The 23,230-nt window shown below is 59.7% G+C and carries 20 protein-coding genes and 3 tRNA genes; 3 read left to right on the top strand and 20 right to left on the bottom strand.

What is annotated here, in order from left to right:
* Nucleotides 1-2: 2 nt before the first annotated feature.
* Complete coding sequence (locus AB5Y83_RS19495; RefSeq protein WP_368175796.1) at nt 3-1,535, top strand: tripartite tricarboxylate transporter permease; 1,533 nt, start codon at nt 3-5, stop codon at nt 1,533-1,535.
* 414 nt (nt 1,536-1,949) lie between these two features.
* On the opposite strand, the gene AB5Y83_RS19490 is transcribed toward AB5Y83_RS19495, so the two are convergent.
* The 11 genes from AB5Y83_RS19490 to AB5Y83_RS19440 form a co-directional block, all read right to left on the bottom strand.
* Nucleotides 1,950-2,036: transfer RNA gene (locus tag AB5Y83_RS19490), tRNA-Leu, on the bottom strand.
* Nucleotides 2,037-2,077: 41 nt separating this feature from the next.
* Nucleotides 2,078-2,151: transfer RNA gene (locus AB5Y83_RS19485), tRNA-Cys, on the bottom strand.
* Between the two features lie 35 nt (nt 2,152-2,186).
* A tRNA-Gly gene (locus AB5Y83_RS19480) sits at nt 2,187-2,262 on the bottom strand.
* A 180-nt stretch (nt 2,263-2,442) separates the two neighbouring features.
* Entirely contained in the window at nt 2,443-2,997 is a 555-nt protein-coding gene (gene pgsA / locus AB5Y83_RS19475; RefSeq protein WP_031227442.1) for a CDP-diacylglycerol--glycerol-3-phosphate 3-phosphatidyltransferase, read from the bottom strand.
* A gap of 199 nt (nt 2,998-3,196) precedes the next feature.
* Nucleotides 3,197-5,050, bottom strand: a complete 1,854-nt coding sequence (uvrC, locus tag AB5Y83_RS19470; RefSeq protein ID WP_128835466.1) for an excinuclease ABC subunit UvrC — start codon at nt 5,048-5,050, stop codon at nt 3,197-3,199.
* A 127-nt stretch (nt 5,051-5,177) separates the two neighbouring features.
* The gene (uvrY, locus tag AB5Y83_RS19465) at nt 5,178-5,822 is read right to left on the bottom strand and encodes a UvrY/SirA/GacA family response regulator transcription factor (RefSeq protein WP_005337448.1); all 645 of its coding nucleotides are present in this window, start codon (nt 5,820-5,822) and stop codon (nt 5,178-5,180) included.
* A gap of 211 nt (nt 5,823-6,033) precedes the next feature.
* Nucleotides 6,034-6,783 (bottom strand): 3-deoxy-manno-octulosonate cytidylyltransferase, encoded by a 750-nt coding sequence (kdsB, locus tag AB5Y83_RS19460; protein WP_368175795.1) that lies wholly within the window; start codon nt 6,781-6,783, stop codon nt 6,034-6,036.
* Nucleotides 6,780-6,968 carry a Trm112 family protein gene (locus AB5Y83_RS19455; protein WP_005347033.1) on the bottom strand — a complete coding sequence of 63 codons (189 nt, stop codon included), beginning with the start codon at nt 6,966-6,968 and terminating at the stop codon, nt 6,780-6,782. Before AB5Y83_RS19455 ends, kdsB begins: the two co-directional genes overlap by 4 nt.
* A 121-nt stretch (nt 6,969-7,089) precedes the next feature.
* Nucleotides 7,090-8,085, bottom strand: a complete 996-nt coding sequence (gene lpxK, locus AB5Y83_RS19450; protein WP_368175794.1) for a tetraacyldisaccharide 4'-kinase — start codon at nt 8,083-8,085, stop codon at nt 7,090-7,092.
* Nucleotides 8,085-9,848 (bottom strand): lipid A ABC transporter ATP-binding protein/permease MsbA, encoded by a 1,764-nt coding sequence (gene msbA / locus AB5Y83_RS19445; protein ID WP_368175793.1) that lies wholly within the window; start codon nt 9,846-9,848, stop codon nt 8,085-8,087. Before msbA ends, lpxK begins: the two co-directional genes overlap by 1 nt.
* Nucleotides 9,849-9,952: 104 nt before the next feature.
* On the bottom strand, nt 9,953-12,154 hold the full coding sequence (locus tag AB5Y83_RS19440) for a DNA internalization-related competence protein ComEC/Rec2 (protein WP_368175792.1): 2,202 nt from the start codon (nt 12,152-12,154) through the stop codon (nt 9,953-9,955).
* Between the two features lie 27 nt (nt 12,155-12,181).
* Between AB5Y83_RS19440 and AB5Y83_RS19435 the strand changes: the two genes are divergently transcribed.
* Together AB5Y83_RS19435 and AB5Y83_RS19430 are read left to right on the top strand one after the other, a co-directional pair.
* On the top strand, nt 12,182-12,700 hold the full coding sequence (locus AB5Y83_RS19435) for a DUF2062 domain-containing protein (RefSeq protein WP_103251047.1): 519 nt from the start codon (nt 12,182-12,184) through the stop codon (nt 12,698-12,700).
* The gene (locus AB5Y83_RS19430; protein WP_368175842.1) at nt 12,694-13,197 is read left to right on the top strand and encodes a DUF2062 domain-containing protein; all 504 of its coding nucleotides are present in this window, start codon (nt 12,694-12,696) and stop codon (nt 13,195-13,197) included. Before AB5Y83_RS19435 ends, AB5Y83_RS19430 begins: the two co-directional genes overlap by 7 nt.
* Before the next feature lie 116 nt (nt 13,198-13,313).
* Here the strand turns inward: AB5Y83_RS19430 and AB5Y83_RS19425 are convergent, their stop codons facing one another.
* The 9 genes from AB5Y83_RS19425 to glpT all read right to left on the bottom strand — a co-directional run bounded on the left by AB5Y83_RS19425 (nt 13,314) and on the right by glpT (nt 23,225).
* Nucleotides 13,314-14,504, bottom strand: a complete 1,191-nt coding sequence (locus AB5Y83_RS19425; RefSeq protein WP_123173299.1) for an amino acid aminotransferase — start codon at nt 14,502-14,504, stop codon at nt 13,314-13,316.
* Nucleotides 14,505-14,649: 145 nt separating this feature from the next.
* Nucleotides 14,650-15,591, bottom strand: coding sequence for a hypothetical protein (locus tag AB5Y83_RS19420; protein ID WP_368175791.1), 942 nt, complete (start codon nt 15,589-15,591; stop codon nt 14,650-14,652).
* Nucleotides 15,592-15,762: 171 nt separating this feature from the next.
* Nucleotides 15,763-16,635 carry an HTH-type transcriptional regulator HdfR gene (gene hdfR, locus AB5Y83_RS19415; protein WP_005337525.1) on the bottom strand — a complete coding sequence of 291 codons (873 nt, stop codon included), beginning with the start codon at nt 16,633-16,635 and terminating at the stop codon, nt 15,763-15,765.
* Nucleotides 16,635-17,006, bottom strand: a complete 372-nt coding sequence (maoP, locus tag AB5Y83_RS19410) for a DUF413 domain-containing protein (protein WP_005337527.1) — start codon at nt 17,004-17,006, stop codon at nt 16,635-16,637. Before maoP ends, hdfR begins: the two co-directional genes overlap by 1 nt.
* A gap of 298 nt (nt 17,007-17,304) precedes the next feature.
* Nucleotides 17,305-17,787, bottom strand: coding sequence for a serine protease inhibitor ecotin (eco, locus tag AB5Y83_RS19405; protein ID WP_005337529.1), 483 nt, complete (start codon nt 17,785-17,787; stop codon nt 17,305-17,307).
* 218 nt (nt 17,788-18,005) lie between these two features.
* Nucleotides 18,006-19,094, bottom strand: coding sequence for a glycerophosphodiester phosphodiesterase (gene glpQ / locus AB5Y83_RS19400; protein ID WP_005337531.1), 1,089 nt, complete (start codon nt 19,092-19,094; stop codon nt 18,006-18,008).
* A gap of 106 nt (nt 19,095-19,200) precedes the next feature.
* Nucleotides 19,201-20,688, bottom strand: coding sequence for a glycerol-3-phosphate dehydrogenase (gene glpD, locus AB5Y83_RS19395; RefSeq protein ID WP_368175790.1), 1,488 nt, complete (start codon nt 20,686-20,688; stop codon nt 19,201-19,203).
* A gap of 317 nt (nt 20,689-21,005) precedes the next feature.
* The gene (locus AB5Y83_RS19390; RefSeq protein ID WP_005347045.1) at nt 21,006-21,764 is read right to left on the bottom strand and encodes a DeoR/GlpR family transcriptional regulator; all 759 of its coding nucleotides are present in this window, start codon (nt 21,762-21,764) and stop codon (nt 21,006-21,008) included.
* A 102-nt stretch (nt 21,765-21,866) separates the two neighbouring features.
* Nucleotides 21,867-23,225, bottom strand: a complete 1,359-nt coding sequence (glpT, locus tag AB5Y83_RS19385) for a glycerol-3-phosphate transporter (RefSeq protein ID WP_005337540.1) — start codon at nt 23,223-23,225, stop codon at nt 21,867-21,869.
* Nucleotides 23,226-23,230 lie beyond the last annotated feature (5 nt).

Genomic DNA, 23,230 nt, shown 5'->3' with positions numbered 1-23,230 from the left:
ATATGGATACCTGGATGTACCTCTCCCAGGGCTTTGCGGTGGCACTCACCCCGGAGAATCTGGTGATCGCCCTGATCGGCTGCTTTGTCGGCACCGTGGTCGGCCTGCTGCCGGGCCTTGGTCCCATCAACGGGGTCGCCATCCTGTTGCCGCTGGCTTTTGCCCTGAAACTGCCCCCCGAATCGGCGCTCATTCTGCTCGCCACCGTCTATATCGGTTGCGAGTATGGCGGGCGAATCTCCTCGATCCTGCTCAACGTGCCGGGAGATGCCGCCGCCATCATGACCGCGCTGGATGGCTACCCCATGGCCCAGCAGGGCAAGGCGGGAGTGGCCCTCTCCATCTCGGCGGTCAGCTCCTTTGTCGGCTCCATGCTCGCCATCGGCGGCATCATACTGTTCGCCCCGGCGCTGGCGCGCTGGTCACTGGCCTTCGGCCCGGCGGAGTATTTCGCCCTGATGGTGTTCGCCATCGCCTGCCTTGGCAGCATGATGAGCCAGAACCCGCTCAAGTCCTTTATGGCGGCGCTGATTGGGCTCGGGCTCGCCACCGTCGGGGTTGATGCCAACACCGGCGTCTATCGCTTCACCTTCGACAGCGTTCACCTCTCGGACGGGGTGCAGTTTATCGTGGTGGTGATTGGCCTCTTCTCGGTGAGCGAGATCCTGCTGATGCTGGAACACACCAGTGGCGGCGGCAAGCTGGTGCGCACCACCGGACGGATGCTGTTCAACTTCAAGGAGCTGGTCCATTGCACCGGCACCATGTTGCGATCCTCCACCATCGGCTTCTTCGTCGGCATTCTGCCCGGCGCCGGTGCCACCATCGCCAGTGCCATCACCTACATGACCGAGAAGCGACTGGCAGGGCCCAATGCCAAATTCGGCGAAGGGGACATTCGCGGCGTGGCCGCACCGGAGGCGGCCAACAACGCCTCAGCCTGCGGCTCCTTTATCCCAATGCTGACCCTAGGGGTGCCGGGTTCGGGCACCACAGCGGTGATGATGGGGGCGCTGACCCTCTATAACATCACCCCCGGCCCCACCATGTTCACCGAACAGCCCGATGTGGTGTGGGGACTGATCGCCGCCCTCTTGCTGGCCAACGTCATGCTGCTGGTGATGAACATCCCCATGGTGGGGCTCTTTACCCGCATGCTCTCCATCCCGCTCTGGTTTCTGGTGCCCGCCATCGCCAGCGTCTCGGCAGTGGGAGTCTATGCGGTGCACAGCACCACCTTCGACCTGTTGCTGATGGTGGCCCTCGGGGTCTTTGGCTACCTGCTGCGCAAGATGCACTTCCCCATGTCACCGCTCATTCTGGGCTTCGTGCTGGGTGAAATGCTGGAGCAGAACCTGCGCCGCGCCCTCTCCATCAGCAATGGCGACACCTCCATCCTGTGGAGCAGCGGCATCAGCCAGACCCTGCTGGTACTGGCCATTGCAGTGATCACCCTGCCCCCGCTGGTACGCCTGCTGCGCCGCCGCAAAGCCGATCCGCTGATCCCGGACGCCCGCCCGGAGCAGGGTGCCTGACCCGATAAGAAAGATGACGTGACATATTGATATAAAAGGGCGAGATCTGAACGATCTCGCCCTTTTTAACAGACCGCATCCATCTGTCACTAACGTTATAAAAACACCCAATATATCAACGCTAATCGCCCCGCGTTCTCTGGCACTTCAAGAGCCTCAAATTGACGTCATTCAGCAGGTCTTATGAGCAAGCCGCTACGTGACAAGGAAATATTCAGACTGGCCGCTGTATCCCTTTTTCTCGATCTGTATTCCCCACCAAGTCAGTGGGTGGCAAGCCTTATAGTGAGCTTGAGCTGGCAATTAAACGCCGGAGGCTCTACCGGACAACACCTGTTTGGATCAAATGTGGATTCGGAGGAAAAAGAAAAAGGCCACTATTTCTAGTGGCCTTCTGTAACTCTTTGATTTTAATGGTGCCCGAGGCCGGAATCGAACCGGCACGACGCGAACGTCGAGGGATTTTAAATCCCTTGTGTCTACCGATTTCACCACTCGGGCACCGTAATCGGTATCAAGCTCGCGTGGCGGGCTTGTCAATATGGAGGCACGTTCCGGAGTCGAACCGGACTAAACGGATTTGCAATCCGCTGCATAACCGCTTTGCTAACGCGCCATGCAAAAGAGAGTTGGCTCTCTATTGTCTGAATTTGGAGCGGGAAACGAGACTCGAACTCGCGACCCCGACCTTGGCAAGGTCGTGCTCTACCAACTGAGCTATTCCCGCATTGGTCTGGCTGACTGCCTGACTACGAGGACGCATTCTAGCGATGTTCCTCGCCCAGTCAACCAGAAATATTTAATTACCTGATCGTTCGGGCATTTTTTGCCCTTTTTGAACAGTTTTAGCGCCTTTGGCCGTTTCCTACCTAAAATCAGCGGAAACCTCACCTTGCAGCACGGCTGGTCACAAGTTGGCGTGATGGGTCAGATCGCCCCAAGCGGCCTTCATGTACTGGAACATCGACCAGAAGGTGAGCACGGTGGCGACATAAAGCATCACGTAGGCGAGCCATACCATCCAGACGTTGTATTGCCAAATCAGACCGGTGAGCGACACCATCTGGATCATGGTCTTCCACTTGCCAATCCAGCTGACCGCCACCGAGGAGCGTTTGCCGAGCTCGGCCATCCATTCGCGCAGGGCGGAGATGATGATCTCGCGGCCAATCATGGTCATGGCGGGGATGGTCACCCAGATGGTGTTATAGTGTTCGACGATAACCACCAGTGCGGCGGCAACCATGATCTTGTCGGCAACCGGGTCAAGGAAGGCGCCAAAGGCAGTGGACTGATTGAGCTTGCGGGCCAGATAGCCATCAAACCAGTCGGTGGCAGCGGCCAGAATAAAGATGATGGCGGCAGCCAGATAGGACCATTGATAAGGCAGATAGAACAGGATGACGAAGACGGGAATGAGCAAAATCCGGAAAAACGTCAACAGGTTAGGTATGTTTGTCATTATTTTCAGCCACTTCTTGTACGTCGCTACATAGTGCGCCAAAGCCGATTTGCGATGCAACCGCACTGGCGCCCGTCTTGGTCTTTTTAATCCATCAGTCTTCTCAAAATGCGAGGGCCATTATGGCATTTACGGCCCCCCCGCGTCACGGCTCTTGTGCATCAAGGAGTTAGCGATTTTGCCATGCCGCAAACCCTGCTCAGGCGCTGTGCAAGCCATCGTGGATGGTCTGGGCCAGCTCCTGACTGATGCCGGGTACCTTGGCCAGTTCATCCACGCTCGCCTTTTTGACCTCCTGCAGGCCGCCCAGATATTTGAGCAGCGCCTGCCGCCGCTTTGGCCCCACCCCCGGAATATCCTCCAGACTGCTGCTGGTGCGGGCCTTGGCCCGTCTGGCCCGGTGGCCAGTAATGGCAAAACGGTGAGATTCATCGCGAATATGCTGAATAAGGTGCAAAGCGGGCATATCTGCCGGTAAATGCAGCTCTTCGTGGCTCTCCCCCATGATGAGCGTTTCCAACCCCGCCTTGCGGGTGACCCCCTTGGCAATCCCCACCAGCAGCGGATATTTGCCGCCGAGGAACTCCAGCTGACGGGCCAGGATCTCTTCGGCGCGGCGCAACTGGCCGAGGCCACCGTCGATAAACAGCACGTCCGGCACCTTGTCCGGCTCCTGCTGCTTGCCAAAGCGGCGCTCCAGCGCCTGCTCCATCGCCGCGTAGTCATCACCGCCAGTGATACCGTCGATGTTGAAACGACGATATTCCGATGAGAGCGGCCCCTCCCGGTTGAACACCACGCAAGAGGCCACGGTGCGCTCCCCCATGGTGTGGGAAATATCGAAACACTCCATGCGAGCAATGGGGCGCTCCAGCTCCAGCAGCTCTTCCAGCTGGTCATAGCGGGCGGTGATGGTGCTCTTGTGAGCCAGCCGCGAGCGCAGCGCCGTCTCGGCGTTGATGGAGGCGAGCTTGATAAAGCGGGCCCGTTCGGCGCGGGTACGGCTCACCACCCGCACCTTGTAGCCAGCTGTCTGGCTCAGGGTTTCGGCGATGACGCTTTCATCCTCAAGGGCCACATCAAGCAGCACCTCGCTCGGGATCTGCCGTCCCCCCTGCCCCGACAGATAGAACTGCAGCAGGAAGGATTGCACCACCTCGTCAAGCTGGGTATCGGCCGGCACTTTCGGGAAGTAGCTGCGCGAGCCGAGCACCTTGCCCTGACGAATAAACAGCACGTGGATACAGGCCGCCCCCTGTTCGAAGGCGACCCCCACCACGTCGAGCTCGTCCAGTACGTTGCCACTCACCGACTGCTGTTCGGTGACCCGGCGCAGCGCCAGGATCTGATCCCGGTAGCGGGCCGCCTCTTCAAAGCGCAGATCACCGCTGGCGGACTCCATCTTGCCCACCAGCTCGCCAATCACCTGCTGGTTCTTGCCCGCCAGAAACAGTTTGGCAAGCTCCACCTGCTGGGCATATTCGGCCTCGCTCACCAACCCGGGTACGCAAGGGCCGGCGCAGCGCTTGAGCTGATAGAGCAGGCAGGGACGGGTGCGGTTGGCATAGACCGCATCCTCGCACTGGCGCACCGGGAAAATTTTCTGCATCAGATGCAAACTCTCACGCACCGCGCCGCCCGAAGGGTACGGGCCGAAGTACTCACCCTTCACCTTGCGGGCACCGCGATGCACGCCGATGCGCGGATGCTGGTGCGCGGTGATGATGATCCAGGGGTAGGATTTGTCGTCCCGCAGCAGCACGTTGTAACGGGGCTGGTACTGCTTGATGAGATTGTGCTCGAGGATCAGCGCCTCGGTTTCGGTGTGGGTAACGGTGACCTGGATATCGGCGATCTGGCGCACCAGGGTGCGGGTCTTGATGCTGTCGACGTTGGTGCGAAAGTAGGAAGCGAGCCGCTTTTTCAGATCCTTGGCCTTGCCCACGTAGATCACGGTGCCACCGCTGTCATACATGCGGTAGACGCCACTTTGATGGGTGACGGCGCTCAGAAACGCCTTGCTGTCGAAGAGAGGTTCGGGAGAGAGGGTCATCAGCTACTCGGCTCACACAAAGGCAAAAATTGACGGGCAGAGCATACTGCCCCCGCCGCCTGAAAAGCAAAGGGGCAGAAAAGCAAAAAGGCGGCACACGCCGCCTTTGTGACCACACGCCACCCGATTAGAGGGTATCGGCATCCAGCATGCCATAGCGAATGGCCAGATGGGTCAGTTCCACGTCACCGTTGATCCCCAGCTTGCTGAACAGGCGATAGCGGTAGCTGTTGACCGTCTTCGGGCTCAGGTTGAGCTGCTCGGAGATATCAGTCACCTTTTGCCCCTTGGTGATCATCATCATGATCTGCAGCTCGCGCTCGGAAAGGGACTTGAAGGGATTCTCGTCAGCGGAGGCAAATTGGCTGAGGGCCATCTGCTGGGCAATCTCCGGGGAGATGTAGCGCTGACCGGAGTGCACCAACCGGATCGCCTGGATCATCTCGTCAGGAGCTGCCCCCTTGGTCAGGTAACCGGCGGCGCCTGCCTGCATCACCTTGGTGGGGAACGGATTTTCTGAATGAATGGTCAGCACTATGATGCGCACATCGGGGCGGATCCGCAGAATTTTGCGGGTCGCTTCCAGACCACCAATACCCGGCATGTTCATGTCCATCAGGATCACGTCCGGATGGTGTTGGCGACAGAACGTAACTGCGGTCTCGCCGCTCTGTGCCTCGCCCACCACCTTGATCCCGCGCACATCTTCAAGAATGCGTCTTATCCCTGTACGCACCAGCTCATGATCATCGACCAGGAATACATTTATCACCCAAACACCCCGTTTTATCTCGTTTTAGCCGCCCGGTTAGGGTTAACAGGGCGTCTTGCATCATAACCAAACTCGTCGCTTTGGCAAACCATGCACGCCAAAAGTTTGAGAAAACCCATGTTTAGCGTTTAAAATCAAATAATTATATAAATCTTCAAAACAAAAACGGTGCCTTGCGACACCGTTTTTCATGACGTTAGTGCTGTGGCCATCACTTGGCCAAAAAGGTGCGCACCTTCTCCAGATCGGCCTGGGTATCCACCCCGACCGGCGGCGCTTCAAGGGCCTGGGCGACGTGGATCTTCTCCCCGTACCAGAGCACCCGCAGCTGCTCCAGCGCCTCGACCTGCTCCAGCACGCTCGGTGCCCAGTCTACGTAACGCTGGATAAAGCCGGCGCGATAGGCGTAGATACCGATATGACGCTGGTAGTGGTCACCAATCTGCTCGTGACTGTTGGCAAAGCGATCCCGATCCCAGGGAATGCTGGCGCGACTGAAGTAGAGGGCGTAGCCATCCTTGTCAGTCACCACTTTCACTGCGTTCGGGTTGAACGCCTCTTCGGCATCCTTGATCGGCACCGACAAGGTCGCCATCGGCGCCGTGGCGGCGGCCAGATTATCCGCTACCTGACGAATGATGGCGGGCGGAATGAGCGGCTCATCCCCCTGCACATTGACGATGATGGTATCGGCGGCAAAGCCGTAGTGACGGCACACCTCGGCCAGACGCTCGGTGCCGGACTGGTGATCCGGTGAGGTCATGCACACCTCTACGCCGGTGCTCTGCAGTGCCTGCTGTACTCGGGCATCGTCAGTGGCGACGATCACCCGATCGGCACCGGATTGCAGCGCTTTCTCCACCACGTGCTGCACCATGGGCTTGCCATGGATGTCGGCCAGCGGCTTGCCCGGCAGACGGGTGGAGGCGTAGCGGGCCGGAATGACGACGACGAAACTCATGACGGCAGCTCGTCGCTATTGAGCGGACGGGCACGGTTCTCCAGCAGCACCGGGATCCCCTCCTCCAGCGGATAGGCCAGCTTGTCAAAGCGGCAGACCAGCTCATGAACTGCTTTGTTGTAGTGCAGCTTACCCTTGCAGACCGGGCAGGCGATGATGTCGAGCAACTTGATGTCCAAAGCCAAAACGATACTCCTTCAACGATGTCGCGCTGGCGGATTTATCACGCCAGCGATGGATGTCGAGCAACCAGATATTCCGTACGGGGCATATCAAGCCCCTGCTCCCTCGCCGAGGCAAGAGAGATTAATCTTGCGTCCTGGTCGAGCCCTGTGCCTTCGTCCCCAGCTTGTGCAACAAGGTATCGAGCAAGGAGGCGGGCAACTCGGCGCTGACCGGCAGATACCACCAGTTATCGAGGGCAAACGGGCGGCACTTGACCGCATCCTTCTCGGTCATCAGCAGCGGCTTGCTGGCAAAGCGCCCCACCAGCTCATCCCGATCGAAGGGATGATGATCGCCGTAGGCGGCCTGCTGATCCAGCTGATAGCCGAGCCCTTCGAGGGTGGCAAAGAAGCGGGGCGGATGACCAATCCCCGCCAACGCATCGACCGGCCCCGACAAGGGGGCGGCAAGCGGTGCATCATCGCGCACCCGGCGCGGGGTGTCGGCGACCAGTTGCATGGGGTACTCCCCCTTGCCCGGCTCACCGCCGTTGCAGATGATGGCGTCCACCCGTTTGAGACGAGTGACCGGCTCGCGCAGCGGCCCCATGGGCAGCAGGCAGGCATTGCCGAAACGGCGCGCTCCGTCCACCACCACCAGCTCGATGTCGCGGGCCAGCCCGTAGTGCTGCAGACCATCGTCGGTGATGATGATATCCACCTCACCGCTCTGCTCCAGCAGTCGTACCGCATCGGCCCGTTTCGGGGCAACCACCACGGGGCAGCCGCAGCGCCGGGCAATCAGCACCGGCTCATCTCCGGCCTGCGCCGTGGTGCTGGTCTCATCCAGCCGATAGGGGTAATGGGGCGCCTTGCCACCATAACCACGGCTCACCACCCCTGGTCGATAGCCGCGGGCCTGCAACTGCTCCACCAGCCAGACCACCACCGGGGTCTTGCCGTTGCCCCCCACCGAAATATTGCCCACCACAATGACCGGCAAGGAGGAGCGATACCCCTTGCGCCAGCCGTGACGATAGGCGTAGCGGCGGGTGCCGCTGATGATGGCAAACAGCAGGGCAAAGGGGGCCAGCAACCAGCGCCAGCCACTTTTGCGATACCAGAGCCGTTCCAGCATCAGGCCTTGCTTCCCGCGTTGCCAAACTGAATAGCGCGCAGCTGGGCATAGGTGCCGCGCTGCTCCATCAATGCTTCGTGGTTCCCGCGCTCGACGATATGGCCTTCGTCGATCACCAGGATCTCGTCCGCCTTCTCGATGGTGGAGAGACGGTGAGCGATCACCAGCGAGGTACGCGCTTTGCAAAGCTCGTCGATAGCCGCCTGAATGTGGCGCTCGGATTCGGTATCGAGGGCCGAGGTGGCCTCATCCAGCAGCAGAACCGGCGCATCGCGCAGCAAAGCGCGCGCAATGGCAACACGCTGGCGCTGACCACCGGAGAGGGATGCACCGTTCTCGCCAACCACAGTGTCATACCCGTTGCTCATCTTGCTGACGAACTCGTCGGCATGGGCAATACGAGCAGCCTGCACGATCTGGTCGCGGCTGTATTTGTCTTCCGCCGCGTAAGCGATGTTGTTGGCCACCGAGTCATTGAACAGGTGAACATGCTGGGAGACCAGCGCGTACTGCTTGCGCAACTCGCTCAACTTGTATTCGCGGATGTTGATGCCGTCCAGCAGGATCTCCCCCTGATCGATGTCGTAGAAGCGGGTCAGCAGGCTGGCGATGGTACTCTTGCCAGAGCCGGAACGGCCCACCAGCGCCACCGACTTACCCGCCTCCACCTTGAAGCTGACGTTGTGCAGCGCCGGGGTGTCCTTGGTCGGGTAGGTAAAGGTGACGTTGCGAAACTCGATCTCGCCGCGGGCACGCTCCAGAGTACGGGTGCCGGTATCCTGCTCCGGCTCGGTGTCGAGCAGGCCAAACAGGCTGTGGCAGGCGGTGATGGCCCGCTGGAACTGGTTGTTAACGTCGGTCAGGTTTTTCAGCGGCTTGAGCAGCATCATCATGGAGGTGATCATGACGGTAAACGTACCGGCAGTCAGGGTTGATTTGACGCTGTCAATGGTCGCGACGTAGAGGAAGGCCGCCAGCGCGATGGAGGCCACCATCTGCACCACAGGGCTGCCGATGGCATCGGCAGCGACCATCTTCATGGTCTGCTGGCGCATGTTGTTGCTGACCTGGAAGAAGCGCTTCTCTTCCACCTTCTGGCCACCAAACATCAGCACCTCTTTGTGCCCTTTGAGCATCTGCTCGGTGGAGGTGGTGATATCCCCTACCGCCTGCTGGATGTGACGGCTTATCTGGCGGAAACGGCGGCTGATAAGGCCGATGATGACCCCCACCAGCGGGCCAACCACCAGGAAAATCACCGACAGCTGCCAGGAGTGCCAGAACATCAGGCCGAGCAGACCGACCACGGTCGCCCCTTCCCGCACCAGGGTCACCAGCGTGGTGCTCGCCGCCGAGGAGACCTGACTGGCGTCATAGGTCACCTTGGAGAGCAAATGACCGGTGTTCTGGCGGTCGAAGAAGCTCATCGGCATCGCCACCATGTGATTGAACACCTGCTGTTGCAGACGCATCACAACGTGGTTGCCGACCCAGGCCATGCAGTAGTTGGAGAGAAAGTTGGCGACACCGCGCAGGGCCACGATGCCGAGGACGAAGAAGGGCATCCATTTCAAAACGGTGCTGTCGTTGCCATTGATGCCCTGATCGATCAGCGGCTTGATGGAGTAGACAAAGGTGGTATCCACGGCGGCGTAGCCCAGCATCCCGATGATGCCACCGACCAGGCCCAGCTTGCGATCACGGACATAACCGAGCAGGCGTTTGAATACTGGCCAGCTCTCTTGTGAGGTTTCTTGTTGCATGAATAGCCGTTAGTAATGGAAATGACGGGCTATTCTAGCCAAAGCGCAGGCTTACACCAAGCGCCGCCACCTATATCGCATTCCTACACGGCAGAAATGGCCGATTATTGCTCAAACCAGACTCGCGGTCGCCACCACTCGCCACTGCGTCGGTACCAGGGCCCCACATCTCGCTCGGCAGTGACGCTCAAGCCCGCTGCGGTGGGTTCGACCAGCATCGCCCCTTGCTGACCGGTGATCCACTGGCGGGCATCCCGATAGCGGGCCACCACATCGGGACGGGGAAAGCCCCACTGATTCATAAAACCGGCACTGTGGATCACCTCCTTTGCCGCTACCGCCGCAACAAACGGGGGCGTGGAGGAGGTGCGACTGCCATGATGGGGGCTCACCAGCAAGGTGCTGGCCAACCCCTCCCCCTCCAGCGCCACCAGCCGCTGCTCGGCCTGCCGCTCGATATCGGCACTGAGCAGCACGCTGCGCTGCCCATCGCTGATACGCACCACGCAGCCATCGTTATTGCGCCCGCCACCGGGGCGCTCGGGCCAGAGCACTGCAAACGAGAGCCCCTGCCAGCGCCACTGTTGCCCACGCTGGCAGAGCGTTGTTCCCTCACTGAAGGGGTAAGAGGAAAGCTCGTGACGCACCGGCATGGCGCTGAGCAGTCGCTTGCGATTGCCGGCATGGTCCCGATCCTTATGACTGATGATGAGGCGATCGATGACCCGGATCCCCAGATGGCTCAGCTGGGGCAGGATCACCGCGTCCGCCATGTTGTAGCCTCCGGGATAACGATCGCCGGTGTCATAGAGGATGGCACGCTCCCCCTTGCTGATCAGCACCGCCAGCCCCTGCCCCACATCCAGCACCCGCAGTTGCCAGCGGGCAGGTGTTGGCCAGAGCGCCAACAACAGCGCACACAGACCCGGTAGCAACAGCCAGCGTGCCGGGCGCCACTTTGCGGCGAACCAGATCAGCAACAGCAGGGTGCAAAGCGGCAGCCACCAGCCGGGCAGTGGCCACCACAGTTGCAGTTGATCGGCTAGCCAGTTCAGGATCGTCAGCACCCACCCCAGCCCCAGATCCGCCAGCCAGAACAGACCGTAGGCGAGCGAGGTGAAGAGCGGCGCAAGCAGCACACCGATCAGGGCCAGCGGAATGATAGCGATACAAAAGAGCGGCACCGCCAACAGGTTGATCACCATGGCAAGGGGCGCTATCCCCTCGAACAACGCCAGCTGCAGCGGCAGTAGACCGAGCAGCAGCCAGAGCTGGATCTGCCACAGTCCCGGCTTGTCGTGGAGATATCCCACCAGCAGCAAGATGGCCACCGCCAGAAACGAGAGCCAGAAGCCGGCCGAATAGAGTGCGAAGGGATCCCAGAGGGTCAGCACAACAAAGGCCCACAGCCAGATGCGCCAGGCCGGCCACTCTCGCCGACTCCAGCGCAACACACTCCACACCAGCACCATGATCAGGGCCCGCTCGGTGGCTACCGCAAACCCTGCCAACGCGCTGTAGACGGCGGCAAACAGCAGGGAGGTGATGATGGCGCCGCGCAGGCCAAACAACCTGCCCAACCACCACCCGAGCACTGCCACCAGCGCGATGTGTTGCCCTGAAATGGCGATGATATGGGTCAAACCACTGCCACGAAACAGCTCCCACTGGGCATCCGTGATGCCGCTCTGCTCGCCAAAAGTGAGCGCAGCCAGCAAGGGAGCATGGTCAAGCGGACGCCAACTCTCGGTCGCCGCGCCCAACCAGCGTTCGCGCCACCCCACAGGTGCTTGTTGAATGTCGATCACCCGGCGCAAATTGCCGGTGGCGGTGATCCCTTTGCCCAGCAGCAGACGCCGCCCATCCAGCCCCGCCTCGTTGGCCAGACCGTGAGCCGGTTTCAACGAGGTCACCAGGGTGATTCGGCTGCCCACTGTCATGGCGGGTAATGCCTGATAGGCATTGACCCGGATCAGGGGCTCAGGTGTCACCGGTTGAGCGTCGAGGGTGTTCACCCGCAGCTGCAGCCGGACAAATTTATCCCCCTCGGGCTCTGCACTTTGCAGCTGTGCGGTTATCATGTGGCTCGTCTGATCGCCCAACCGCTCCAGCCAGGCCAGCCGATAGGCAAGATTGGCCTGCATCCAGAGGATGCCGAGCAGGAGAAACAGCCACCGCCAGGCACGGCAATATGCAAGGGGGATCAGCAGGGACAGCAACAGGCCCCCCCATGCGAGTGAAGGTAACCATGGCCAGAGCAGTGAGGAGCTTGCCCCCAGGGCAAACGACAACAGACGCAGATCCATGGAGCAAGTATTTAGCAAGGTTTCAATATGCCCAAACGACTCATTAAACGCTGGATGCCCGATCAGCAAACCCTGAAAGAACACAAGCACCTGCGGCTGTTCGGCAAACTGCTGCTCGATGCCAACCTCTGGCACCTCAACCGCCGCTCGGCTGCCGGGGCATTTGCGGTGGGCCTCTTCATGGCCTGGGTGCCGCTCCCCTGCCAGATGCTGCTGGCTGCCGGTGGCGCCATCCTGTGCCGGGTCAATCTGCCGCTCTCGGTGGCGCTGGTCTGGCTCTCCAACCCCTTTACCATGCCGCCCCTGCTCTATGGTGCCTATCTGGTGGGTTGCCAGTTGCTGGGACATTCGGCGCAGCAGATAGAGATTGAATTCACCTGGGACTGGCTGGTCTCGGTATTGGGCACAGTGGCACCGCCGCTGTTGCTGGGCTCGCTGATCCTGGCCCTGCTCAGTTCCCTTATCGGCTACACCCTGATCCGCACCTTCTGGCGGATCAGCACGGTGCGCCAGTGGCAAAAACGCAAGATGGCCCGCCCATGCTGAGTCGCTGGTTTGCCTGCTTCAAGCTCGATCCCGATACCCTGCGCCAGCAGAAGTGGTTTGCCCTGTTTGGTGAGCGACTGCTTGCCCCAGCCCTCTGGCAAGGGGGCACCCGCGCCCTGAGTGGCGCGGTGGCGGCCGGGATCTTCGCCTGCTGGTTCCCCATCCCGATGCACTCGCTCATTGCAGTCGCTCTGGCGCTGGCCTTTAGCCTCAACCTGCCGCTGGCGCTGCTGGCGGTCTGGTTCAACAATCCGCTGACTTTGCCGTTCATGTACCTCTACGCCTATCGCACCGGTTGTCTGGTACTGCACCAGACACCGGAGCCCTTCCACCTCAGCTGGACCCTGCACTGGCTGGAGCAGGAGGCGGCCACTCTGGTGCCTCCCTTCCTGCTCGGCAGCCTGCTGCTGGCGGTACTCACCGCCATGAGCGGCGGCGCCCTGACCGCGCTGCTGCTGCAACTGCGCAAACTGTGGCAAGGTGCCCGCCACCACTGAGCCGCCCTTACCCTTGTTTGGCGATCAGCCGTTGACGATCAAAAAAGCCCGTCACCAAGGTGACGGGCTTTTTCATGGCATAGTGCTGCATAGTGCCAGAGCATCAGGCGATGCGATTACAGCACCTTGGCAATGGCCTCGCACAGGGGATCGATATTGGCGCGGGTAATACCGGCTACGCTGATCCGGCCTGAGCCGACAATGTAGATGGCAAATTCGCTCTTGAGGCGTTCAACCTGATCCTTGGAGAGACCGGAGAAGGAGAACATGCCGTTCTGCTCGCGGATAAAGCTGAAATCCTGGCTCACGCCGAGGGCAGCCAGCTTCTCAACCAGCAGCTCGCGCATCTCGCGAATACGCACCCGCATGGCGGCCACTTCTTCGACCCACTCGGCATAGAGAGCCGGATCGCTCACCACGGCTGTGACCACAGCGGCGCCGTGTGACGGCGGGTTGGAGTAGTTGGCACGGATCACGGTCTTGACCTGAGTGAAGGCCACATCGGCGATCTCTTTGGTTGCGCTGACCAGCGTGAAGGCACCGACCCGCTCGTTGTAGAGGCCGAAGTTCTTGGAGAAAGAGCTCGCCACCAGCAGCTCGTCATGGCATTCGGCGAAGATACGCAGGCCTTCGGCATCCTCTTCGATACCACGGGCAAAACCCTGATAGGCAAAGTCAAACAGCGGCAACCAGCCGGCGGCAGCACTTTGTTTGGCCAGCGCGCGCCACTGTTCTGCAGTGGGATCGATACCGGTCGGGTTGTGACAGCAACCGTGCAGCAGCACCAGCTCACCCGGCTGCACTTCGGCCAGCGAAGCCTGCATGGCGGCAAAGTCGAGCCCCTTGGTGGCGGCGTCGTAGTACTTGTACCACTTGACGGTCAGGCCCGCGGCCTGGAATACGCTGACGTGGTTGGCCCAGGTGGGATCGGAGATCCAGATGGTCTTGGCCAGACCATTGCGCACCACAAATTCGCCCGCGATACGCAGGGCACCGGTACCGCCCGGCGCTTGGGCGGTCTTGGCGCGGCCGCTGGCAACCAGCGCAGAATGCTGCCCGAACAGCAGTTGCTGCACGATGCGGCCATATTCGATATTGCCTTCAATACCGAGGTAGTTCTTGGTCTTCTCGTCGGTCAGCAGCTTCTGCTCGGCTTTCTTGACGCAGTGAAGAATGGGGGTGGCACCGGACTCGTCCTTGTAGATCCCTACGCCCAGATTGATCTTGTGGCTGCGAGAGTCAGCGCGGAAGGCTTCGGTCAGGCCCAGGATAGGATCCGCTGGGGCGGCAACAACCTTTTCAAACATGGTATTCCCTGTATTCCGTTGAGTTCGTTGGGTGGCAAAGCGGCTTGATAAACAAAAGCGCTCATCTGGCGAGCGCTTCGTCAACTCTTTATATCACCGCGTTCAATGGGGGAAAACCGCTTTTTGGCTCGCTTTCGGGCCAATTTCAACCAACGGCATGCCACGCTGGTGCCAGCGCGCACACCTCGGCAGACAAGCCACCACTGGACTCAACCAAACCGCTACAAGCTGCTAACAATGACTTGGGAATCCGGCTCGGCTCCCAGTGCCGAGCCTCAGTCAAAGGCTGGGCATATGCGCTGAGGATGGGGGCCAGATCTCGAGGCAGCCACCAGCTGGCCGGACGACCCAAGCGCTGGGCCAGCGCCTGCAGCCGATCCACCCCGGCAGGGTCGAGGGCGGTGAGATGACTCCACAGCACATTGGGAGGCAAGGCGGCCACCACCTGCTGCAAGGCAAGAGGAGCCGATGGGGGGGCCCACACCAGCAAGGTGCCGGGTTCAAGAGGCAGCTCGGCAAAGGCGCCGACGCTGTCTGTGGTGATCACCCGCTCGATACTCCCCTCCCCCCACAGGATCTTGCCAAGACCCGCCAGGGTGCGCTCGGGCAGGGCCACCTCCCCCAGCGCCTGCAACCAGGGGGCTGCGTCGATCAAGGTACCGCCGCTAAAAAAGAGGCTGAACGGCTGGGCGGCACGCAAGCGCAACAGCTGATCGGCGCAGAGCCGGATCCCCTTGTCCTCAAAATCGATCTGCTCGTTGGGGGTGAAGTTCACCTCGGACTTGCGATAGAGCGCCGCCAGCACCCGTTCGTTGACCTGCTCCCCCAACTGCCAGCCCTGAGCGTGCAACCACTCCTCGGGCGCAGGTGGCGCGGTAGCGATCTCGGCCAGCATCAGCTCACGGGTGAGATAGCGCCGTCCGGCCGGGGTGAGCTCATAGCTGTGGCTGCCATGGGCGAGCAGCAGCTGGTTATCCTTGAGCAGACCCACCAGCGGTTGCCACTGGCGGCCACGGATCACAACAGGTGAGTGGCTCAGCAACTGCTGCGCCAGTGCCCGCCATTCGGGGTGACTAAAGTCGATCAATTACAATCCATCCCTGTCAGTGCTCAATCGGATAAACAGCCTGAAAAGGTACCGTTACAGGCCGATGACGCCAAGCATCCCGCGCCAATTACGTGACTTCGCTCCCTGCAATTTTCCCCAAACAGAAGAGCCCACCGTGGGGTGGGCTCTTCCTTGGATAACACTCGACGCTTATTCGACGTTGAGGCGCAGTTCGGCGTCGTGCCAACCCAGTGGCAGGGTCAACAGCTGATCGATCAGCTCCCGGCGATCGGATTTCTCCAGATAGGCGAGATAGAGCGGACGGCTCAGCGGTTGGCCCCCCTCCACCAGATGGAGCGCCCCCTTCTCGAGGAAGGGGCTGACCATCCGCCGTGGCAGGTAGGCAGCACCACCGTTGGCCAGCACGAACTGCAACGCCATGCTGGCGGAGCTGGAGTGCAGCACCGGGGTCTTTTGCAGGCTCTGCAACCGGCTGGGTTGCGGCTCGAAGCTGGTGCCCCAGTCGAGGTGGATGTGCGGCATCTGCATCAGGTTGTCGGCATTGGCGGCCGGATCCCGGCTCACCAGCTCGAACACCAGCTCACCGATGGGATGCAGGGCAATCTCGTCGATCTTGGTGGGCTCGGAGAGCAGGGCCAGATCGAGGGAGCGCTCCAGCAACTGGCGGCAAAGATGCTCGCGGGAGGCTGTTTCCAGCCGCACCGCCAAACCGGGCGCCAGCGCATAGATGTGATTGAGCCAGTCGTTGAAATCGAGCTCCCAGAACACCGCGGGCGCGCCGATGGCCAACTGCTGGCTGAATCCTGGCGAGAGCGCAACATCCTGCTTGGCACGACCAAGGGTGTGCAAGATGGCGTCTGCGTAGGGCAGCAGACGCTCACCGGAGGCGGTCAGGCGGATGTTGTTGCGATGACGGGCAAACAGACTGACACCCAGTTGCTGCTCTAGCTGGCGGATCCGGAAACTCACCGCCGACTGGGTCAGGTAGAGATTTTCAGCAGCCCGGCCAAAATGCCGGGTCTTGCTCACCTCGATAAAGGTCCGAAGCAGCTCGGTATCCATTAATCGATGGACTCGTCACTGCCACCACCGCTGCCACCACCGACATCAAAGCTGCCGCCACCGCTGCTCTCTTCGCTGGCGCCGCCAACGACGGTGCAGAGGCGATGAACGCGCTTGGGACCGATCACCTTGAGGTATTTGAACCACACCTTGGCATGGGGGTTGGCACCGGCTGCGCCGGATTTGACCTGCTCGACGAAGGCGGACTCGACATCGTCACGGGGTGCAAGGTTGCCCTGGTAGAGTGCCAGCATGGCGGTACCATACTTTTCCAGACTGTCCGCTTCGGCCACAGTGAATTCGCCACTGCGACGCAGGCCACGGGGAAAATGTTTGAAGTCGTTGAAACGCTTGTCTGATTCGAAGCTCATAGTGCTCTTTTTTCTGGTTAGTTTGACCTTTGCGGGCAAGTATCATCAGGCCATCGCCGAGTGCAAAATCAATTTTCTCACTATGTTAATAAATATCTTTTATCGAAGTCACTTTGCCCCATCGTTGACGCCGATTTTGTGGCATAACACACAAAAAACGTTGATAAATAATAAACTTATGTAAACGTGCAGCCAATTTACACGTCACTTTCTGGACTGTGCAGGCAAAAATAAAGCGCCATACGGCGCTTTATTTGTCACATCGGGTGAACCAGCTGAACCTTTGGTTCAAACATGCTTACTCAATCATGGCCGGTTGGGCCAGGTTGTCGGCACGCCACAGACGGTAGCGCACTTCATACTCCTGCGGCACGTAGATCACGAACGGCAGTTTTGAGTTGTAGTTCACGAAGAAGCCCTGACCATAGATCTGGACGAAGGTCTCTTTCTGCTGGTTATCCGGGCACATCATCAGGGTGCTGATGGGGTCGGAGACTTTGCCCAGTTTCAGGTAGTTGTAGCCCCAGCCTTTGACGCTGTGCTGTTCCAGGTTGCCTGCAAAACGCGGTACGTTGCAATCAACCATCATCTTTTTGCCGACCTGCAGCTCGACCATCATGTCGGCTTCTTTCTCGACTTCAGGCAGGCGGATCACCACACGTTCCTGATTCACGTCAGCGGCTGGGAACATGCTGATATCAAATTTTTTCGGCTCGGCGGCGAAGGCATGGCCACCCAGCAACAAGGCGCCCAGCAGGCTAAAACGCAATACGGTTTTCATCTGTACCTCATGGGGTTGGTTCAACGCCGCTAGACTAACCGCTATGCCGATTTCATGCCAGCGATCTGCTACGTAAAAACTGCGTAAAATGATGCAGATCCGGCACACCATGACGTGAACTGGCTATTTTCTGACAGGGCGCACACTCCCGTTGCAAGAGCCTGAAACAAAAAGCGAGGCCAATTGGCCTCGCTTTGCATTCAAATGGCGCCAGAGTGCTATTTGGCCGCCTCTTGATGGGCCTTGATGACGGCGACCGCCTTGTCGGGGAAGTCACTGAACACCCCATCCACATCGGCCTGATAGAGGAAGATGTTAAGGAGATCGGTGAAGTCCTTGGCATAGGCCGGGATCTGCCCCTCATCCTGACGGAAGGTATAGGGGTGAACTTTCAGGCCCGCCGCGTGGGCTTCTTTTACCATGCCGGTGAAGACCGGCTTGCCCAAAGTGCCCGGCTCGGTGACGATCATCGGCTTCCACGGGCCAATCCCTTCGGCATAGCTGGCGATGGTTTTCATCGCCCCCGGCTTGAACATCCAGTCATAGTTGTAGGGGGTCGCCTTGCCCTTGGCGTCGTAGACCATGGTCTCGTTCCAGTCGGTCTCGGCCATCAGTTGCACCAGTTTCAGATCCATACCCATGGCGGGCATCAGTTCGCTGTTGATGCGCTTGAGTTCATCGGCATCGAAGCACTGCAGATAGACCTTGTCATCCTTCCCGGTGTAGCCGTACTCCTTGAGCACCTTCAGCACCGCCTTGGAGATATCCTTGCCTTCGTGACGGAACAACCAGGGCGCCTTGATCTCCGGGTAGATGCCGATGTTCTTGCCGGTGCTCTTGTTGAGCCCCTGGATCATCTCGATCTCCTCCTGGAAGGTGTGGATCTTGAAGTCTGACTTCCAGAGCGGGAAGCGGGCCGGATAGACCGGTACCTGCTTGCCATCCACCAGCTGGAACGGCTCGGTCATACGCAGGGAGCGCACCTCGTCCAGGGTGAAATCCACTACATAATAACGACCGTCCGGACGGGCACGACCGGGGAAGCGCGCCGCCACATCGGTGATACCATCGAGGAAGTGATCGTGCATCACCACCAGCTGGTCATCCTTGGTCATCACCAGATCCTGCTCCAGATAGTCAGCCCCCATCCCATAGGCCAGCGCCTTGGACTCCAGGGTATGCTCGGGCAGGTAGCCGGAAGCGCCACGGTGGGCGATCACCACCTTGCCTTCATCGGCAGCCAACACGGGTAATGAGAGGGAGGCCCCAAGGCTCAAGGCGATGAGGGAAACGGCGAGTTTTTTCATATGTGATGCTCTTTATTATTGTGTGTAGGTAATTGTTCTATCAGAGGTTTGTTGCATATTTACGGTGGAAAGCGGTGGGCAGCAGCGCACTGCCCACCGTCACTCATCAGCTCGCCTTGCGCAGAGCCTGATGGTATTGGTCGAGCCAGATCTGCAGCATCTGCTGCTCTGAGTCGTTCAGGCGCAGCCCCAGCTTGCTGCGGCGCCAGAGGATATCGTCCAGTGAACAGGCCCACTCCCGTTCGATGAGATAGCGCACTTCCGACTCGTAGAGGCCGCCACCGAAGTGAATGCCGCGCTCCTCTTTCAGCCAGAGACGGGCATGGGCGCCATAAGCTTCGGCAATGCGCAGGGCGCTGCGATCGTCGAGCCAGTCAAACTCCAGCGCAAAGGCGCGGGCCAGCTCGCGCACCGAGCAGTCAAACTCGCCGCCGGGCAGACGGCTGGTCGCCGTCCAGTCATCCCCCATCTGGCTGAACCAGGGCTTGAGCTTGTTGCAGGCGGCCTGCGCCAGCTTGCGATAGGTGGTGAGCTTGCCGCCAAACACCGACAAGAGCGGCGCACCGTCAGACTCGCCAGAGAGTTCGAGGGTGTAGTCGCGGGTCACCGCCTGCGGCGAGTCTGACTCGTCATCACAGAGCGGGCGCACCCCGGCGTAAGTCCAGATCACATCTTTCGGCGCAATTTGGCGAGTGAAGTGGGCGTTGACCACCTTGCACAGGTAGGTAATTTCGGCCTCGCTGATCTTCGCTTCCCGCGGGCTGCCGTGGTGCTCCACATCCGTGGTGCCGATGAGGGAGTAGTCCTGCTGATACGGGATGACGAAGACGATGCGATTGTCTTCGTTTTGCAGGATATAAGCCTCTTCGCGCTCATGGATGCGCGGCACTATCATGTGGCTGCCTTTAATAAGGCGAATGCCGCGGGGAGATTTCTCGTGCAGGCTCTCGTCATAGAAGGTCTTGACCCAGGGGCCCGCCGCATTGACCAGACCACGGCAGGTGACGGTGAACTGCTCGCCCCCTTCCCGCTCCAAAGTGAGCGTCCAGTGTTTGGATCCGCGCACCGCCTTGATGCAACGGGTGCGGGTCTGCACGTCGGCCCCCTTGTCACGGGCCATCATGGCGTTGAGTACCACCAGCCGGGCGTCGTCGACCCAGGCATCCGAGTATTCAAATCCCTTGTTGATCCCCGCGCTCAAGCCATCTTGCGGCAGGAAGCGCACACCACAGCTCCCCTTGAGCTTGTCGCGCTTGGCAAGATTGTCATAGAGGAACAGACCGGCGCGGATCATCCAGGCCGGACGCAGGTGCGGGCGGTGCGGCAGGCGAAAACGCATGGGACGGGCGATGTGAGGCGCCATACCGAGCAGCACCTCACGCTCCGCCAACGCCTCTTTCACCAGCCGGAATTCGTAATGTTCGAGATAGCGCAAACCGCCGTGGATCAGCTTGCTGGAGTTGGACGAGGTGGCAGAGGCGAGATCTTGCGCCTCAAACAGGGCAACCTTCAGACCCCGTCCTGCCGCATCGGCTGCGATGCCGACCCCGTTGATGCCGCCACCGACGACGACCAGATCATAATGTTCGCTCATGTTCACCTACTTTCATTTTTATGATTGCTATAACAGCAATGTTTGATTTCGCTCATTTTAGAACATGAAAATACAACAAACGAACATTTTATAGTGAAAGTGTGATCGCCACAGCCCGCCAGAGGTGGCAAAGAGGACAGGTCAGCTGAGCAAATGGCGTCGGGCCGAAATCAGCGGGTTACTAGCCAAAAAAACCAGATTGAATAGAGGTTTTGGCAATACCTATAAAGGGGTGAGATGGGTGCAGGGATGGGAGACAAAAAAAGAAAGGAGGCCGCCCTGACGGGCGACCGGCACAGCCTTGGCGTGTTTCGCCGTCAGCAGATGTGGCAGGCGATCTGGTGTTGCGCCATCAATCGCGTCAGCTTTTCCGGTGGCTCCTGATCGGTAAAGAGGGCGTGGATCTGGCTGAGATTGCCCAGATTGACCATGGCGTTGCGACCAAACTTGGTGTGGTCGGCGGCCAGGAACACCTGACGGGAGTGGGCGATGATGGCCTGGGCAATCTTCACCTCGTGATAGTCGAAATCGAGCAGGGAGCCGTCGTTGTCGATCCCCGAAATCCCGATGACACCATAGTCCATGCGAAACTGACCGATAAAGTCGCGGGTCGCCTCCCCCACGATGCCGCCATCGCGGTTGCGGATCTCGCCGCCGGCAATGATGACGGTGAAGTCATCCTTGGCCGTCAGAATGCTGGCCACGTTGAGGTTGTTGGTGACGATGCGCAGCTCGCGGTGATCGAGCAGGGCGCGGGCAATGGCTTCGGTGGTGGTGCCTATGTCGATAAAGAGCGATGAGCCGTCGGGAATATTGGCCGCGACCTCGCGGGCGATGCGCTCTTTCTCCTTGAGTTGCATCACTTTACGGGCGCTGTAGGCGGTATTGACGGTACTCGAATGCAGGGAGGCACCGCCATGATGGCGCCGGATCTTGTTCTGTTCGGCGAGATCGTTCAGATCCCGGCGAATGGTCTGGGGGCTGACGTCAAAGTGGGTCACCAGATCGTCGGTCGAGACAAATCCCTGCCGCGTCAGGACGTCCAGGATCTCCAGATGTCGTTGGGTTTGCTTCACGCTTGCACTCCGATGATGAGACAAAAAAAGGCCCCGGCAGATGCGGGGCCTTTTGGCAGTTTACCTGATCCCCTTTGGGATCAATAAGCTGAGGATCACGTTTTATGCCTTATGGGCAGCCGCTTTCTTGGCCGCAACGGCAATGTTCTCATGCTTGAGGGTCATAGCCAGCAGGATGATGGAGAGCACGCAGGAGACGGTCAGCACCATGAAGCCGCCATCCCAACCGAAGTGGTCAACGGTATAACCCAGCATGGCGTTGGCTGCCACGGCGCCGCCCAGATAACCGAACAGACCGGTGAAACCTGCCGCAGTACCGGCTGCTTTCTTCGGTGCCAGCTCAAGAGCATAGAGGCCGATCAGCATGACAGGACCGTAGATCAGGAAGCCGATTGCCACCAGCGCCATCATGTCGATGGTCGGGTTGCCGGCCGGGTTGAACCAGTAAACCAGTACAGCCAGGGTCACCAACACCATGAACAGGATACCGGCCGGTGCACGGCGGCCCTGGAACATCTTGTCAGAGATCCAGCCACACAGCAGGGTGCCCGGAATACCGGCCCACTCGTAGAGGAAGTAAGCCCAGGAGGAGTTGTCAACGGTGAAGTGCTTGGCCTCTTTCAGGTAGGTTGGCGCCCAGTCCAGCACACCGTAACGAATGAGGTAAACGAAAGCGTTGGCGATCGCGATGTACCACAGCAGTTTGTTGTGCAGCACGTACTTGACGAAGATCTCCTTGGCGGAGAACTCCTGCTCGTGGCTCTCGTTGTAATCCTTCGGATAGTCGTTCTTGTACTCCTCGATGGGAGGCAGACCGACCGATTGCGGGGTATCACGCATCACGAAGAAGGCGATCACCGCGATGGCGGCCGCCGCTGCCGCAGGCACATAGAAGGCGCTGCGCCAGTCGTTGAACCAGCCCATCCCGAGGATAAACAGCGGGCCAATCATGCCGCCACCCACGTTGTGCGCCACGTTCCAGACCGCAACCACTTCGCCGCGCTCTTTCTGTGACCACCAGTGCACCATGGTACGACCGCAGGGCGGCCAGCCCATGCCCTGTGCCCAACCGTTCAGGAACAACAGCACAAACATGATGGCAATGCTGGAGGTGGCCCAGTGCATGGTACCCATCATGAACATGATGGCAGCCGAGAGCAGCAGACCGGCGGAGAGGAAGTAACGGGCGTTGGAACGGTCAGAGACGTTCCCCATCAGGAACTTGGACAAACCGTAAGCGATGGAGACCCCGGAGAGCGCGAAACCGAGATCACCACGGGAGAAGCCCTGCTCGATCAGATAGGGCATCGCCAGACTGAAGTTTTTCCGTACCAGGTAGTAGCCGGCGTAACCGAAGAAGATCCCGAAAAACACCTGCCAACGCATGCGTTTGTAGAAGGGGTCGACCTTGTCAGCCGGGAGCCTGTCGATGTGCGCCGCAGGCCTGAAGAGACTAAGCATGTTCT

The sequence above is a fragment of the Aeromonas sp. R5-4 genome, from assembly GCF_040908215.1.
Taxonomy (GTDB): Bacteria; Pseudomonadota; Gammaproteobacteria; order Enterobacterales; family Aeromonadaceae; genus Aeromonas; species Aeromonas veronii.
The sequence above is the reverse complement of the archived record's forward strand: the minus strand, read 5'-3'. Positions and strand labels throughout refer to the sequence as shown.